Source organism: Pseudomonas sp. No.21 (assembly GCF_054558415.1).
In genome coordinates this window covers 1-15,472 of sequence record NZ_BAAJNO010000027.1, presented here as the reverse complement: position 1 = coordinate 15,472, position 15,472 = coordinate 1, and the positions used below count along the sequence as shown (strand labels likewise).

General features: G+C 70.7%; 14 protein-coding genes. 13 read left to right on the top strand and 1 reads right to left on the bottom strand.

The window, feature by feature from the left end:
* Window positions 1-91: 91 nt before the first annotated feature.
* From ACYJSS_RS30180 to ACYJSS_RS30130, 11 genes are all read left to right on the top strand, one after another.
* Window positions 92-346, top strand: coding sequence for a DUF2790 domain-containing protein (locus ACYJSS_RS30180; protein ID WP_236206340.1), 255 nt, complete (start codon window positions 92-94; stop codon window positions 344-346).
* 121 nt (window positions 347-467) lie between these two features.
* Window positions 468-1,226 (top strand): sulfite exporter TauE/SafE family protein, encoded by a 759-nt coding sequence (locus tag ACYJSS_RS30175; protein ID WP_111260709.1) that lies wholly within the window; start codon window positions 468-470, stop codon window positions 1,224-1,226.
* A gap of 206 nt (window positions 1,227-1,432) precedes the next feature.
* Window positions 1,433-1,675, top strand: coding sequence for an exodeoxyribonuclease VII small subunit (locus ACYJSS_RS30170; RefSeq protein WP_021216765.1), 243 nt, complete (start codon window positions 1,433-1,435; stop codon window positions 1,673-1,675).
* A complete protein-coding gene (ispA, locus tag ACYJSS_RS30165) occupies window positions 1,672-2,559 on the top strand; it encodes a (2E,6E)-farnesyl diphosphate synthase (RefSeq protein WP_111260707.1) in 888 nt (295 codons plus the stop codon). Before ACYJSS_RS30170 ends, ispA begins: the two co-directional genes overlap by 4 nt.
* A gap of 171 nt (window positions 2,560-2,730) precedes the next feature.
* Window positions 2,731-3,477 (top strand): AraC family transcriptional regulator, encoded by a 747-nt coding sequence (locus tag ACYJSS_RS30160; protein WP_236206341.1) that lies wholly within the window; start codon window positions 2,731-2,733, stop codon window positions 3,475-3,477.
* A gap of 174 nt (window positions 3,478-3,651) precedes the next feature.
* Window positions 3,652-4,722 (top strand): ABC transporter ATP-binding protein, encoded by a 1,071-nt coding sequence (locus ACYJSS_RS30155; protein ID WP_236206342.1) that lies wholly within the window; start codon window positions 3,652-3,654, stop codon window positions 4,720-4,722.
* A complete protein-coding gene (locus ACYJSS_RS30150) occupies window positions 4,719-6,350 on the top strand; it encodes an ABC transporter permease (RefSeq protein WP_236206343.1) in 1,632 nt (543 codons plus the stop codon). Before ACYJSS_RS30155 ends, ACYJSS_RS30150 begins: the two co-directional genes overlap by 4 nt.
* Window positions 6,351-6,369: 19 nt before the next feature.
* Window positions 6,370-7,362: an extracellular solute-binding protein gene (locus ACYJSS_RS30145; protein ID WP_236206344.1), complete on the top strand. Its 993-nt coding sequence runs from the start codon at window positions 6,370-6,372 to the stop codon at window positions 7,360-7,362.
* A gap of 13 nt (window positions 7,363-7,375) precedes the next feature.
* Window positions 7,376-8,164, top strand: a complete 789-nt coding sequence (locus tag ACYJSS_RS30140) for an inositol monophosphatase family protein (protein WP_236206345.1) — start codon at window positions 7,376-7,378, stop codon at window positions 8,162-8,164.
* Between the two features lie 29 nt (window positions 8,165-8,193).
* Window positions 8,194-9,561: an OprD family porin gene (locus ACYJSS_RS30135; RefSeq protein WP_236206346.1), complete on the top strand. Its 1,368-nt coding sequence runs from the start codon at window positions 8,194-8,196 to the stop codon at window positions 9,559-9,561.
* 141 nt (window positions 9,562-9,702) lie between these two features.
* Entirely contained in the window at window positions 9,703-10,092 is a 390-nt protein-coding gene (locus ACYJSS_RS30130; RefSeq protein ID WP_111260701.1) for a cupin domain-containing protein, read from the top strand.
* 75 nt (window positions 10,093-10,167) lie between these two features.
* Here ACYJSS_RS30130 and ACYJSS_RS30125 read toward each other — a convergent pair whose 3' ends face one another.
* Window positions 10,168-11,064: a phosphatase PAP2 family protein gene (locus tag ACYJSS_RS30125; protein ID WP_111260700.1), complete on the bottom strand. Its 897-nt coding sequence runs from the start codon at window positions 11,062-11,064 to the stop codon at window positions 10,168-10,170.
* A 230-nt stretch (window positions 11,065-11,294) separates the two neighbouring features.
* On the opposite strand from ACYJSS_RS30125, the gene ACYJSS_RS30120 reads away from it, so the two are divergent.
* The gene (locus ACYJSS_RS30120) at window positions 11,295-14,564 is read left to right on the top strand and encodes a carboxyl transferase domain-containing protein (RefSeq protein ID WP_236206347.1); all 3,270 of its coding nucleotides are present in this window, start codon (window positions 11,295-11,297) and stop codon (window positions 14,562-14,564) included.
* 418 nt (window positions 14,565-14,982) lie between these two features.
* Window positions 14,983-15,432, top strand: a complete 450-nt coding sequence (locus tag ACYJSS_RS30115; protein ID WP_111260698.1) for a BRO-N domain-containing protein — start codon at window positions 14,983-14,985, stop codon at window positions 15,430-15,432.
* Window positions 15,433-15,472: the final 40 nt, after the last annotated feature.

The following is a 15,472-nucleotide window of genomic DNA, read 5'->3' as shown; positions in this document are numbered from 1 at the left end:
TCCGAAAAAGCCCTTCTTCGGCGCCTCGCTTTTTCCCCGGCGCGCCATGGTTTCTCATGGTGACCATGAACCACCCGAAGAGGAAAACACCATGAAAGCCCTTGCCTGCGGCGCCACGGCGCTGCTGTTCGTGACCCTCGCCAGCGGCGCGCATGCCGACGGGGCGGCCCAGGCCGAGCCCTTCGTCTACGGCATGCGCCTGGACGTAGCCAGGGTCGTGTCCATCGACGAGCCCCACCCGCTCACCTGCGAACTGGTGGAGGCGACGATGACCTACGTCGACTCCCAGGGCACGACCCATGCCGTGAGCTACACCAAGCAATCCGACGCCTGCTTCAACAGCTGAGCCCACGCGCGATACGCCTCGCCCCAAGGGCGAGCGGCCCGGGGCCGGCCGGCGCATGACGGCCCCCGCCTTTGCCTCGACGGCGCCCGCTGCGTAAGCTCCGCCCTTTTGCGCCGTTGCCATGACCCTCGCCGATATCCTCCTGCTGCTGCTCGCCGGCTTCGCTGCCGGCGGCATGAACGCCCTCGCGGGCGGTGGCACCTTCTTTTCCTTCCCTGCCCTGCTGGCTGCCGGCCTGCCGCCGGTGACCGCCAACGCCACCAATGCCGTGGCCCTGTGGCCCGCCAGCCTCGCCGCGAGCTGGGCGGCGCGAGACCAGTTGCGCCCGCTGGGGCGCTGGCTGCTGCCGCTGGTGGCGATCTCGCTGATCGGCGGCCTGGGTGGCGGGCTGCTCCTGCTGGCCGGTGGCGACGAGGTGTTCCGCCGGCTGATCCCCTGGCTGCTGCTGGCCGCCACCCTGCTGTTCGCCGCCAGCCCCTGGCTGAGCCGCCGGGTCAATCGCCAGCGCGAGGCCGGCGCCCTGCCCCGCCACGGCCTGGCCGGCGGCATCGCCCATGCCCTGGTGGCGGTCTATGGCGGCTACTTCGGCGCGGGCATGGGCATCCTGCAGTTGGCGGCCTTCTCCATCGAGGGGCACCCGCTGCTGCGCGCCAATGCGCTGAAGAACCTGCTCTCCAGCACCATCTACAGCGTCGCGGTGGTCACCTTCGTCGCCGCGGGCCGGGTCAGCTGGGCCGAGCTGGCGGTGCTGCTCGGCGCCGCCAGTTGCGGTGGCTACGCGGGCGGCGCGCTGGCCAGGCGCCTGCCGAGCCGCTGGTTGCGCTGGCTGGTGATCGCCGTGGGCGCGGGGATGACGGCTTATTACTTCGTCACGCAGTAGGGCGGACCATCCGTGCCGCTCCCACACGTGCATCCGGGATGGACCGCAGGATGGCGTGGAGCGAAGCGAAACCCATCGATCCGGAGCGCCCCTTCGCCCATGAATCGGCAACTCCGGGAGCGGCCGTCGGGGCGCCGTCCATTTGCCCGCAAGGGCGCGGCTCTGCTAGTGTCCGCCCGTTCCGAACTGCCCCTGAGAAGCCCGCCATGGCCCGCAAGAAAGCCACCCCTGATTTCGAACAGTCCCTCGCCGACCTGCAAGCGTTGGTCGAGCGCCTGGAAAGCGGCGAGCTGTCGCTGGAAGACTCGCTCGGCGCCTTCGAGCAGGGCATCCGCCTGACCCGCGAATGCCAGGGTGCGCTGAGCCAGGCGGAGCAGAAGGTGCAGATCCTCCTGGAGCGCGACGGCGAGCTGGAAGAGGCCCCCTTCGACGCGGACGAGCAGGCATGATCGCGGCCTACCAGTCGCGCTGCCAGGCGCGCGTCGACGCTGCCCTGGAAACCCTGTTCGACGCGCCCCGCCCCGAACTGCAACGCCTGTATGAAGCCATGCGCTACAGCGTCACCAACGGTGGCAAGCGCGTGCGTCCGCTGCTGGTCTACGCGGCCTGCGAGGCGCTGGCCGGCGAGCTCGACCGGGCCGACGGCGCCGCCTGCGCGGTGGAGCTGATCCACGCCTACTCCCTGGTCCACGACGACCTGCCGGCCATGGACGACGACGACCTGCGCCGGGGCAAGCCCACCACCCACAAGGCCTTCGACGAAGCCTGCGCCATCCTCGCCGGCGACGGCCTGCAGACCCTGGCCTTCGAAGTGCTGGCCGACCGACGCCACAACCCGCAGTGCGCCGATACGCGCCTGGCCATGGTCGGCACCCTGGCCCGCGCCGCCGGCCCCGCCGGCATGGTCGGCGGCCAGGCCATCGACCTCGGCTCGGTGGGCCTGAAACTCGACCAGCAGGCCCTGGAAGTGATGCACCGGCACAAGACCGGCGCCCTGATCGAAGCCAGCGTGCGCCTCGGCGCCCTGGCCAGCGGCAATGCCGACGACGCCTCGCTCAAGTCCCTGCAGACCTACGCCAGGGCCATCGGCCTGGCCTTCCAGGTGCAGGACGACATCCTCGACGTCGAGAGCGACACCGCCACCCTCGGCAAGACCCAGGGCAAGGACCAGGCCAGCGACAAGCCCACCTACCCGGCCCTGCTCGGCATCGACGACGCCAAGGCCTACGCCCTGGAACTGCGCGACATCGCCCTGCACGCCCTGCGCCCCTTCGGCGAGGCCGCCGAGCCCCTGCGCGACCTGGCCCGCTACATCGTCGAACGGCGCAACTGACCCGCGCTCCACGCCAGGCGGGAAATACCGGCACGCCAATCCGTCACCTTCCGTCCAACGAATACGCAAAAACGCGCCCTCCCGGGGGCGCCTCTCATCTGGTGCCCGCAGAATGGCCCAGGCTAGGTTCATCGTCCGAAGCCCATGGCCACCCACTCTTCGGCGTGAACGATGCAGCTCGATCACCTCCCCGTCACCCCGGACCTGCCTGCCCTGCTGCGCTGCCTGGAACAGGTCGCGCCGCTGCTGGACGCGATGCCGGACGTGGTGTTCTTCGTCAAGGACCTGGACGCCCGCTACGTGCTGGTCAACCAGACCCTCGCCCAGCGTTGCGGCTTCAAGGACAAGGCGCCGCTGCTGGGGCGCACCGCCGAGGACGTGTTCCCGCGCCGCTTCGGCCACCTCTACATCGAGCAGGACCGCCAGGTGCTGGAGGCCGGCGACCAGCTCAGCGACCAGCTGGAACTGCACCTCTACCCCGCCCGCGAACCCGGCTGGTGCCTGACCCACAAACTGGCCCTGCGCGACCCGGCGCAGCGGGTCATCGGCATGGCCGGCATCTCCTACGACCTGCAGGCGCCGCAGTCCAGCCACCCGGCCTTCCAGCGCCTGGCGGCGGTGGACGCCCACATTCGCGAGCACTTCGCCGAGCCCATCAGCCTCGATGACCTCACCGCCATCGCCGGGCTCTCCGCCGCCCAGCTCGGCCGGCTGTGCAAGCGCATCTTCCAGCTCAGCCCCCGGCAGATGATCCACAAGGCGCGCCTGGGGGCCGCCACCCAGTTGCTGGCGGGCGAGCGGCCCATCACCGAGATCGCCTACCGCTGCGGCTATGCCGACCACAGCGCCTTCAGCCGCCAGTTCAAGGCCCTCACCGGGCTCTCCCCGAGCCAGTACCGCGAGCGCTGCCGCGCCTGAGGCCGGGCGACCGGCTGTGCCGAACCACTCACCGCAACCGGGCGAATCGATCAAGCCACCCGCCCGCGCCCCGTCCACAGTAGGCCCATCCACGGGGTGCAACGACGCCCCGGGGCGGCCCCCCAGGCACCGCCCCCGCGCCAACAAGAACAAACACGCGAACGGAGAAATGCGATGTCATCCATCAGCATCAGCCAGCTGGAGGTCAGCTACGGCAGCGGGATCAGGGTCATCGACGGCCTCGACCTGCACATCCCCGACGGCAGCTTCTTCACCCTGCTCGGCCCCAGCGGCTGCGGCAAGACCACCCTGCTGCGGGTGATCGCCGGCTTCATCCGCCCCAGCGGCGGGCGCCTGGCCTTTGGCGACGTTGACATGACCCAGGTCCCCGCCCACCGCCGGGGCATCGGCATGGTCTTCCAGGACTACGCCCTGTTCCCCGACAAGACCGTGTTCGACAACGTCGCCTACGGCCTGCGCGCCCGCCGGACCGACGCGGCGACACTGCGCCGCAAGGTGGGCGAATACCTGGAGCGGGTCGGCATGAGCGGCTTCGCCGAGCGCCACCCCGCCGCCCTCTCCGGCGGCCAGCGGCAGCGGGTGGCCCTGGCCCGCGCCCTGGCCATCGAGCCCGAGGTGCTGCTGATGGACGAGCCGCTGTCCAACCTCGACGCCCAGCTGCGCCTGCAGATCCGCGCCGCCATCGCCGACCTGCAGCGGGAGATCGGCATCACCACCGTCTTCGTCACCCACGACCAGGAAGAGGCCCTGGCCCTTTCCGATTGCATCGCCCTGATGCGCAAGGGCCGCATCGAGCAACTGGGCAGCCCCCAGGCCATCTACCAGTCCCCCGCCAGCACCTACGCCGCCGACTTCATCGGCTCGGCCAACCTGCTGGCCGCACGGGTGCTGGAACAGGCCGGCGACGACGGCATCCGCGTGCTGGTGGCCGGCCAGCCCCTGCAGGCCCGCGCCGAGGCTGCGCTGCCCGAGCCCGAGGTGCACCTGGTGGCGCGACCGGAAAGCATCCGCCTGCGCCCCGCCGGGCAGAGCCTCGGCAACTGCCTGGCCGGCCAGGTGCGGCGCAAGCAGTACCTGGGCAACCGCACCAGCTACCGCATCGAGCTGGCCGACGCCCAGCAGCTCAACGTCGACCGCTTCGGCACCGACGGCGACGGCTTCCACGAAGGCCAGCCGGTGAGCCTGGAGTTCGACCCCGCACAGCTCCGGGTGGTGGCCCAATGAACCGGCGCCTGCCCTCCCCCTGGCTGCTTCTCGCCCTGTTCGCCCTGGGGCTGCTGCTGGTGTTCCTGCTCTGGCCCCTGGCCAACCTGCTGCACGGCAGCGTGGCCGGTGCCGACGGCAGCGGCTGGGCCCAGCTGCTGGACGACCCGCGCTACCTGCGCGCCCTCGGCAACACCCTGCTGCTGGGCGCCCTGGTGACCGGCTGCGCCAGCGTGCTCGGGGTCTCCCTGGCCTACGTCACCGCACGCTTCGACTTCCCCGGCAAGGCGCTGGTGGCGGTGCTGCCGGTGTGCACCCTGGTGGTCCCGGAGGTGATCGTCAGCCAGACCTGGCTGATGATCCTCGGCAACAACGGCCTGCTCACCCGCGCCCTGGAGGACCACCTCGGCCTCGCCCTGCCCAGCTTCTACGGCTGGCCCGGCCTGGTGCTGGTGATGAGCCTGGTCTACTACACCTACATCTACCTCGGCACCCTGGCCGCCATCCGCGGCTTCGACGCCCAGCTGGAAGAGGCCGCCCAGAGCCTCGGCGTGCCGCCGGCAAAGGCGCGCCTGCAGGTGATGCTGCCGGTGGTGCTGCCCGCCGTGCTGGCCTCCGGGCTGCTGGTGTTCACCCTGGTGGTGGGCAACTTCGCCATCGCCACCCTGCTGGGCGGCAAGGTGCAGCTGCTCTCGGTGCTCACCTACCTGAGCTTCGTCTCCGAGATGGGCACCAACGCCGGCCTGCAGAGTGCCCTGGCTACCCTGTCCATCGCCATCGTCGCCGGGGTGCTGTTCCTTCAGCGCTGGCTGGTGGGGCGCAAGCGCTACGAGATCGTCCAGGGCCGCAGCGCCCCGGCCCAGCGCCTGCGCGGGGTACGTGGCGCGCTGCTGGGCGCGGCCACGGCGCTGTTCATCCTGCTCTCCTCGCTGCCGCTGCTGACGGTGCTGGCCAGCGCCTTCACCCGCTCGCGGGGGCCGGTGATGCACTGGGGCCAGTTCTCCCTGGAGAACCTGGAACGGGTCCTGCTGCGCAGCCCGGAACCCATCCTCAACACCCTGGCCTACGGCGCCCTGGCGACCCTGGTGGGCATCCTGCTCAGCGTGGTCATCAGCTACCTGGTGATCAAGAAGAAGAACCTGCTCACCCCGGCCATCGACTACCTCGCCATGCTGCCCCTGGCCATGTCCGGCACGGTGCTCGGCATCGGCCTGGTGATGACCTTCAACAGCGGCCCGCTGGCCCTCAGCGGCACGGCGGCGATCATAGTCGTCGCCTTCGTCATCCGCCGCTTCCCCTTCGGCGTGCGCAGCGCCTCGGCCACCCTCTACAACATCCCCGACTCCATCGAGGAGGCCTCCATCAGCCTCGGCGTGCCGCCGCTGCGCTCCTTCTTCAAGGTGGTGCTGCCGCTGATGGCGCCTGCCGTCGCCGCTGCGGCGGTGCTCACCTGGACCACCATCGTCGCCGAGCTGAGCGCCTCGCTGGTGGTGTACTCGGCCGGCCGCGAAACCATCACCATCCAGGTCTTCCGCCTGGTGGAAACCGGCCTCCAGGGCCAGGCAGCGGCCTACGGGCTGGTGCTGGTCCTGCTCACCCTGGTCCCGGTGGTCATCGCCACCCGGGTGTTCCGCATCAAGGTCTTCTGAACCGCACCAAGGAGTCGCCATGAACGCCACCTGGAAGCACCGGCTGCCCGCCCTGCTGGCCGCCCTCGCCCTCAACCTGCTGCAACCCGCCCTCGCCCGCGAGCAGGCGGTGCTCTACACCACCAACAACGACTCGGCGGTGCAGGCCCTGCTGGACAGCGGCCAGCGCCTCGACCCGGGCCTGAAGATCGGCGTGGTCAACGGCTCCAGCGCCGCCCTGCTCAAGCGCATCGAGGCCGAGGGCCAGGCGGCTCGGGCCGACGTGTTCTGGAGTTCGCAGCCCAACACCCTGGGCGCCTTCACCGCGCTCTACGCGCCCTACCACTCGCCCCAGGCCCAGGCCATCCCCGAGGCGCAGCAGCACCCGCAGCAGCTGTGGAGCACCGCCAACATCCAGGTGGTGGTGATGATGGTGAACCGCAAGCAGCTCGGCGGGCTCAAGGAGCCCACCCAGTGGCGCGACCTGCTGGACCCGGCCTGGAAGGGGCGGATCATCGTCGGCGACCCCACCGCCACCTCCACCGCCTACACCGCACTCTGGGGCCTGCGCCAGCTGCTGGGCGAGGACGACTTCCGCCGCCTGGCCGCCAACCTGGTGGTCTCGCGCAACTCCAGCGCCGTGCTCAACCAGGTGGCACAGGGCGAATACACCGTCGGCCTGACCTTCGAGGGCAACGCCTACGCCTATGTCGCCGGTGGCCAGCGGGAGATCCGCCTGGTCTACCCGGCCGACGGCACCTTCGTCACCGAAGAGGCCCTGGTGCTGGTGAAGAACGGCCCCAACCCCGAGGCCGGCAAGCGCCTCTACGACCTGCTGCTGAGCCGCGACACCCAGGTCGCCCTGCTGGAGCAGGCCTACCGCCGACCGAGCCGCAGCGACATCGAGGTCAGCGCCCACGTCGAGCTGCCGGAGCTGAAGGACATCACCGTCTTCCCCACCGACGAGCAGGCCGCCATCGCCGGCCGCGACGCCTTCCTCAGCGCCTGGAAAGGCCTCGACAAAGCCCTCTGACACGGAGCCGGACATGACCGCCAGCCACCACCGCGCCACCGCCGAACACCTCGCCGACCTCGCCCGCGCCCGCCTGCAGGCCCACTGGCAGACCGCCCAGGAGGACGGCCAGCCCTTCGAGGACAAGGACGACGCCAGCCCCGTCACCGCCATCGACCGCGCCATCGAACGCGAACTGCGCGAGGCCATCGCCCGCCACACGCCCAGCTTCGGCGTGGTGGGCGAGGAGTACCCCGACCACCAGCGCGACGCCGAATACAGCTGGGTGCTCGACCCCATCGACGGCACCAAGGCTTTCATCGCCGGGGTCCCGGTGTACGGCACGCTGATCGCCCTGTGCCGCGACGGGCGCCCGGTGCTGGGGGTGGTCGACCTGCCCATCGCCGGCCTGCGCTGGGTCGGCGTGGAAGGCCAGCCCACCCGGCTCAACGGCCAGCCGGTGCGCACCCGCCCCTGCACCGAACTGGCCCGCGCGCTGCTGGCCAGCAGCAACCCGGAAAGCCTGCCGGCCGAACACCTGGCGGCCTTCGCCCGGCTGCGCGACACCACCCGCTGGCGCCTCTACGGTGCCGCCTGCAGCGCCTACGCCAACCTCGCCCGGGGGCGCATCGACCTGGTGGCCGACGGCGGCGGCATGGCGCCGGTGGACTACTGCGCCCTGGTGCCGGTCATCGAAGGCGCCGGCGGGGTGATCAGCGACTGGCAGGGCCGCCCGCTCGGCCTTGGTTCCGGCAGCAGCGTGCTGGCCGCCGGCGATCCCCAGCTGCACCGCCAGGCCCTGGAGCGCCTGCACCAGGCCTGAACCACCCAAGGTCACAAGGAGGACACGCCATGACCGCCATCCATTCCCGCATCCCCTTCGCCCTGTCGCTCGCCCTCGCCATGGGCCTGGCCGAGGCGGGCGGCTTCATCGACGACAGCCACGCCACCCTGGCGCTGCGCAACTTCTACTTCAACCAGGACAACCGCGACGGCCACGCCGGCCAGACCGAGGAATGGGGCCAGGGCCTGCGCCTGGACTACCAGTCCGGCTACACCGAGGGCACGGTGGGCGTCGGCCTCGACGCCATCGGCCTGCTCGGCCTCCGCCTGGACGGCGGTGGCCGCGCCGGCAAGGCCGACCAGGCTCGCACCCCCAGCGCCCTGTTCCCTCTGGAGCACGACGGCCGCGCCCGCGACGAATTCAGCAGCCTCGGGCTCACCGCCAAGCTGCGGGTCGGCGCCAGCGAGGCGCGGTTCGGCACCCTGATCCCGCGCCTGCCGGTGATCAAGGCCAACGACGGGCGCCTGCTGCCGCAGACCTTCGAAGGCGCCCAGCTGACGGTGCGCGAGTTCGACGACCTCACCCTGCTGGCCGGCCGCCTGCGCCAGGCCAAGGGGCGCGCCCAGAGCCACCGCGACGACCTCTCCATCAACGGCGCCAACAGCCCGCGCAAGCCCGGCAACGCCGTCAGCGCGGCGCCGGCCCGCTACAGCGACGCCTTCGACTTCCTCGGCCTGGACTACCAGGTCAGCGAGCAGTTGCAGGTGCAGTACTACCTGGGCCAGTTGGAGGACTTCTATCGCCAGCACTTCGTCGGCCTCAACCACGAGCAGGCGCTGCCCCTGGGCACGCTGAAGACCGACCTGCGCCACTTCGATACCCGCGCCACGGGCCATAACGCCAGCCACAGCGGCCGCGCCGAGGGCTACACCGCCGCCGGCTACTACGGCCCCGGCAACGGCGAGAGCGGCGCCCATCGCGGCAAGGTGGACAACCGCGCCTGGAGCGCCCTGTTCAGCTGGAGCCTCGGCGCCCACACCCTCGGCGCCGGCTACCAGCGCCTGAGCGGCGACAGCCACTTCATCCAGCCCAACCAGGGCAACGGCAGCGACGTCTACCTGATCACCGACCGCCAGCTGAACAGCTTCGCCCGCGCCGGCGAACGCACCTGGCTGGCCCAGTACGGTCTGGATTTCGGCACCTGGGGGCTGCCGGGGCTGACCAGCAACCTCGCCTACCTCAAGGGCAGCGGCATCCGCTCCGAACGCGGGCACCTGCAGGAGTGGGAACGGGACTTCACCCTGGCCTACGTGGTGCAGGCCGGGCCGGCCAAGGGCCTGGGCATCACCTGGCGCAACGCCAGCCTGCGCAGCCAGGCGAGCACCGACGTCGACCAGAACCGGGTCTTCCTCACCTACAGCCTGGCGTTGTTCTAGGCAGCGGCCCGACTGGCCCCGGCCACGCCGGGGCCTGCCCGCCGGGCGTCCTACCCAAGCTTCAGCAACGCCCTACCCGCCTCCGCTGTTAACGTCGTCCAGGCCCTGCCCGACCTTGGTCAACCAGCCTGGAGGCACACCATGAAGGCGATCGACATCCACACGGCTCTCGACAGCATCCGCAGCGGGCGGATCATGACGCTGGAGCCGCAGACCCAGCCGCTCACCCAGCTGATGCCCTTCCAGCCCGGCGCCAGCGCCATCCACCTGGGGCGCCTCACCGGCGAGTCGCCCTGGGAACGCCACCCGGACGGCGACAAGCTGCTGCAGGTGCTCGAGGGCGAACTGGACATCACCCTGCTGGCCGCCATCGGCGTGCTGCAGGAGACCATCAGGGCCGGCGCCATCCTGGTGGTGCCGCGTGGCCTCTGGCACCGCCTCAACGGGCGCGAGGCCGCAGTCCTGGCAGTGGTGCCCCGCCACGGCGAGAGCAGCGCACACCCGCCGGCCCTGGCCAGCCAGCCGGCCTGAAGAAGGGGCCCCACCGGCCCCGGGAAAGCAGCGAGACATGCGCCGCCGATGAGTCGCTCATCGGCGGCGTTTCATTCAGGCCGCCTGGGCCAGCGCCAGGGGCGCCGGTTCGCGGCGCGCCTTGAGCAGGCCGAGGCGCACCAGCAGCCAGGGCATCAGCGCGGCGACGAAGCCGCCCATCACCAAGCCGCGGAACGCCTGCCAGGCCTGGCCATCGAGGGAGAAGGCGAAGCCGATGTGCTTGAGCGCCCATTGCAGGCCGATGAACGCCAGCGCGCCGAGCGTCGCCGCCAGCACCCGCCGCCACACCGCGACCTCCACCGAGAAGTCCAGGTGGCGATAGCCGTACAGCACGGCGATCATCAGCCCCGCCAACAGCGGCACGTAGCTCGGCGGCTCGCCCCGCCAGGTGAAATACGCCAGCGCGGTGGCACCGATGATCAGCATCAGCAGCACCAGCGCCGGCACCTCGCGCCAGCCCTGCCAGCGCTGCGCCAGGGCGAAGCAGCCGAGGGTCGCGGCCCCCAGCAGCGAGCCGCCGATCAGGTCCTCGATGTCGTGGGCACCCAGGTACAGGCGGCTGAAGAGGATGCCCGCCACCAGGGTGCAGGCCAGCGCCCAGAACCACAGGCGGCGTACTTCCAGCGCCAGCCAGAACCAGATCACCACCGAAATCTGCGCGTGCCCGCTGGGCAGGCCGAAGCTCTCGCCCACCTCGTGGTCCATGCGCAGGGCGATGTCCGGTCGCGGGTCCTGCCAGTAGTCCTTGAGCCAGGCATTGAGCAGCGCGGTGATCGCCACCAGCACCAGCAGGCGGAAGAACACCGCGCGGTGCCAGGCCCAGTAGCCCAGGGGCAGGAAGAAGAGGATGAATTTCTCGTACCCGAGCAGGGTGAAGAAGCGCATCAGCGGCGTCAGCGCGTCGCTGCGCAGGGGCAGCACCCAATCCAGGCTGTGCAGCAATTCGTTCATGGTCGTCCTTGGGGGCGGATGAAGGCGCCACAGATACTACAGGGCGTGGCGCTCGGCAAGGTCCGATCAGGACAAAAGTCCTCACTTCCCGCGCAAGCTCCATCAGCCACCCTGAGAAAGGGGTATTCGTCAGGGCGAACATCGGTCCTGCGCCGAGCGGGACTGTCTAGGATGAAGGCCATCCTGCGGCACAACGACAAGACCAAGAAGAACCCACTGGAAGAGCTGCTGTGAACCGACCCATCACCCGCCTGCTGATCGCCAACCGTGGCGAGATCGCCATCCGCATCGCCCGTGCCGCCGCCGAGCTGGATATCCCCAGCGTCGCGGTGTACGCCGAGGACGACGCCGCCTCCCTGCACCTGCACAAGGCCGACCAGGCCGTGGCGCTGAAGGGCCGGGGCGCGGCCGCCTACCTGGACATGCGGCAGCTGCTCGACGCCGCCCTGGCCAGCGGCTGCGACGCCGTGCACCCGGGCTACGGCTTCCTCAGCGAGAACGCCGCCTTCGCCCGCCTCTGCGAAGGGGCAGGCGTGCGCTTCATCGGCCCCGCGCCGGAGGCCCTCGACACCTTCGGCGACAAGGCCCGCGCCCGTGAGCTGGCCGAGCGCTGCGGCGTGCCCCTGGCCACCGGCAGCAACCGCGCCACCAGCCTGGAGGAGGCCCGCGCCTTCCTCGAAAGCGGCCCCCTCATGCTCAAGGCCCTGGCCGGTGGCGGCGGCCGGGGCATGCGCCCGGTGCGCGATGCCGCCGAACTGGAAGAGGCCTACGCGCGCTGCCAGTCGGAAGCACGCACTGCCTTCGGCAACGACGCGCTCTACGTCGAGCGGCTGATCGAGCAGGCCCGGCACATCGAGGTGCAGGTGGTCGGTGACGGCGAGGCGGTCAGCCACCTGTGGGAACGCGACTGCAGCCTGCAGCGGCGCAACCAGAAGGTCATCGAGATCGCCCCCGCGCCCGGCCTCGACCCGGCGCTGCGCCAGCGCATCCTCGACGCCGCCCTGACCCTGGCGGCCGAGGCCCGCTATCGCGGCATCGGCACCTTCGAGTTCCTCGTCGACGACGCGCGCGGCGACTTCGTGTTCATGGAGGCCAACCCGCGCATCCAGGTGGAGCACTGCATCACCGAAGCCGTCACCGGCGTCGACCTGGTGCAGGTGCAGCTGCGCATCGCCGCCGGCGCCACCCTCGCCGAGCTGGGCCTGGCGCAACCGGCCGCGCCACGGGGTTTTGCCGTGCAGCTGCGGATCAACCTGGAAACCATGCAGGCCGACGGCAGCGCGCGCCCGGCCGGCGGCGTCATCAGCGCCTACGAGCCGCCCAGTGGCGCCGGCATCCGCGTCGACGGCTACGGCTACGCCGGCTACGCCACCAGCCCCAGCTACGACTCGCTGCTGGCCAAGGTCATCGTCCAGGGCGAGGACTTCCCCGCCGCCCTGCGCCGCGCCTACCGCGCCCTCTGCGAATTCCGCCTGGAGGGCGTGGCGAGCAACATCCACTTCCTGCAGAACCTGCTGCGCCGCCCGGAGCTGGCGGACAACCGCGTCAGCACCCGCTTCATCGAGCAGCACATCGCCGCGCTGCTGGCCCCGCAACAGGCCGCCCACCCGCACCTGTTCGTCAGCGGCGCCGGCGGCCAGGCCGCGCACGCCGCCGTGGCCGACGTGCCGGCCGGCTGCATCGCCCTGAACGCCCCCAGCCAGGGCGTGCTGGTGAGCCTGGATGTGGCCGAGGGCGACGCCATCGCCGTCGGCCAGGCGGTGGCGGTGCTGGAGGCGATGAAAATGGAATTCGTGGTCAAGGCCAGCCACAGCGGCATCGTCCGCGCGCTGCCCGTGGCCCCTGGCGATGCCCTGTTCGAAGGCGCCGCACTGCTCTACCTGGAACCGGCCGAAGTGAGCGGCGACGCCGTGGCCAGCGAGGAAAGCCTCGACCTGGCGCACATCCGCGCCGACCTCGCCGAGGTGCTGGAGCGCCACGCCATCACCCGCGACGAACGCCGCCCCGACGCCGTGGCGCGCCGCCGCAAGACCGGCCAGCGCACCACCCGCGAGAACCTCGACGAGCTGCTCGACGCCGGCAGCTTCATCGAATACGGCGCCCTGGCCCTGGCTGCCCAGCGCCGCCGCCGCACCCTGGACGAGCTGATCCAGCAGAGCCCGGCCGACGGCCTGGTGGCGGGGCTCGGCACCGTCAATGCCGAACACTTCGGCAGCGAGGCCGCGCGCTGCATGGCCATCTCCTACGACTACACCGTGTTCGCCGGCACCCAGGGCGTGATGAACCACAAGAAGACCGACCGCATGCTCGGCCTCGCCGAACAGTGGCGCCTGCCGCTGGTGCTGTTCGCCGAGGGCGGTGGCGGCCGCCCGGGGGACACCGACTTCGTCGGCGTGGCCGGGCTGGATTGCCACACCTTCGTCGCCATGGCCCGGCTCTCCGGCCTGGTGCCGCTGGTGGGCGTCGTCTCCGGCCGCTGCTTCGCCGGCAACGCCGCGCTGCTGGGCTGCTGCGACGTGATCATCGCCACCCGCAACGCCAGCATCGGCATGGCCGGCCCGGCGATGATCGAGGGCGGTGGCCTGGGCAGCTTCAAGGCCGAGGAGGTCGGCCCCACCTCGGTGCAGGGCCCCAACGGCGTGATCGACGTGCTGGTGGAGGACGAAGCCGACGCGGTGGCCGTCGCCAAGCGCTACCTGGCCTACTTCCAGGGCACGCTCGGCGATTGGCAGTGCGCCGACCAGCGCGAGCTGCGCCATGCGATTCCCGAGAACCGCCTGCGCGTCTACGACATCCGCACGGTGATCGGCCTGCTGGCCGACGAAGGCTCGGTGCTGGAGCTGCGCCGCGCGTTCGCCCCGGGGATGATCACCGCCTTCATCCGCATCGAAGGCAAGCCCTTCGGCCTGCTGGCCAACAACCCCATGCACCTGGGTGGCGCCATCGACGCCCAGGCCGGCGACAAGGCCGCGCGCTTCATGCAGCTGTGCGACGCCTTCGACATCCCCATGCTCTCGCTCTGCGACACCCCCGGCTTCATGGTCGGCCCGGAGTCGGAGAAGCAGGCCACGGTGCGCCACGTCTCGCGCATGTTCGTCGCCGCCGCCAGCCTCTCGGTGCCCTTCTTCACCGTGGTGCTGCGCAAGGGCTACGGCCTCGGCGCCCAGGCCATGGCGGCGGGCAGCTTCCACTCGCCGATGTTCACCATCGCCTGGCCCAGCGGCGAGTTCGGTGCCATGGGCCTGGAGGGCGCGGTACGCCTGGGCTTCGCCAAGGAGCTGGCCGCCGTGGAAGACCTCGGGGCGCGGCAGAAGCTGTTCGACAAGATGGTCGCCAAGGCCTACCAGAACGGCAAAGCCATCAACATGGCCAGCTTCCTCGAGATCGACGCCGTCATCGACCCGGAGGAAACCCGCGCCTGGCTCCTGCGCGGCCTCAACGCCGCCCCGAAACCCGCGCCACGGGAAGGCCGCAAGCGCCCGTTCGTGGACACCTGGTAGGCCGCGCCACCCCATCGCGAATGCATTCGCGCCCACAGGTACGCACCGTGTGTAGGGTGGATGGCGCTTTTTCCATCCACCAACGAGGTACGGATCAGCTCCGACGCCGAGCCCATGAACCGACCCGCAGGATGGCGTAGAGCGAAGCGAAACCCATCGATGCGGGGCACAGGCATGACATAGGCGCCGGACCGGCAGCATGGGTTTCGCGGAGCTCTACCCATCCTACGGGCGCCCCACGTGCCGCGCGGAAATTTCCCAAACCCGCCGCAACCCCTTGTTCGTCCCGCACGCGCTCCCTAAGTTCGCCCGGTCGCGGTCAATCCCGCGGCCGGGTTTGACGACCTGAATCATGCGCGCGCTATGCCTACGGTGCCGGCGGAAAACGGCGGACCTTACAAGCAAACGGAGAAACTCCATGCACGACGCACTCACCCCCACCTTCTTCCACCGACACGGCCGCCCGCTGCGCGGCGTGATGATCGACGACCAACCCTGGTTCTGTGCCTACGACTTCGCCCGCCTGCTGGGGCTGCACCATCCCCAGGCGCTGCACCGCCGCCTGCGTCCCTATCAGGTTCGAAAGGCCCGCTTCGCCTACGCCACCGGCAGCGAGGAGGAGGTCCAGCTCGTCAGCGAAGGGGGCCTGTACCAGGCCATGCTCCGCTTCGGCCACCCCGAGCTCCGGCACCTGGAGGAATGGCTCGCCCGCGACGTGATCCCCACCCTGCGCGACCAGTACATCAGCGCCCGCCAGCAGCCACGGCGGGTGATGCTCGATTGGCAGTCCCGCCGCCTGGTGCTGCTGGATTGGCAGGGCGAGCTGTGGATGCAGTGGGAAAAGGTGCCGCGCTACCGGGGGCTCTGAAACACCCGGGCAGGGTGCCGCCCCCCAGCATGGGTTTCGC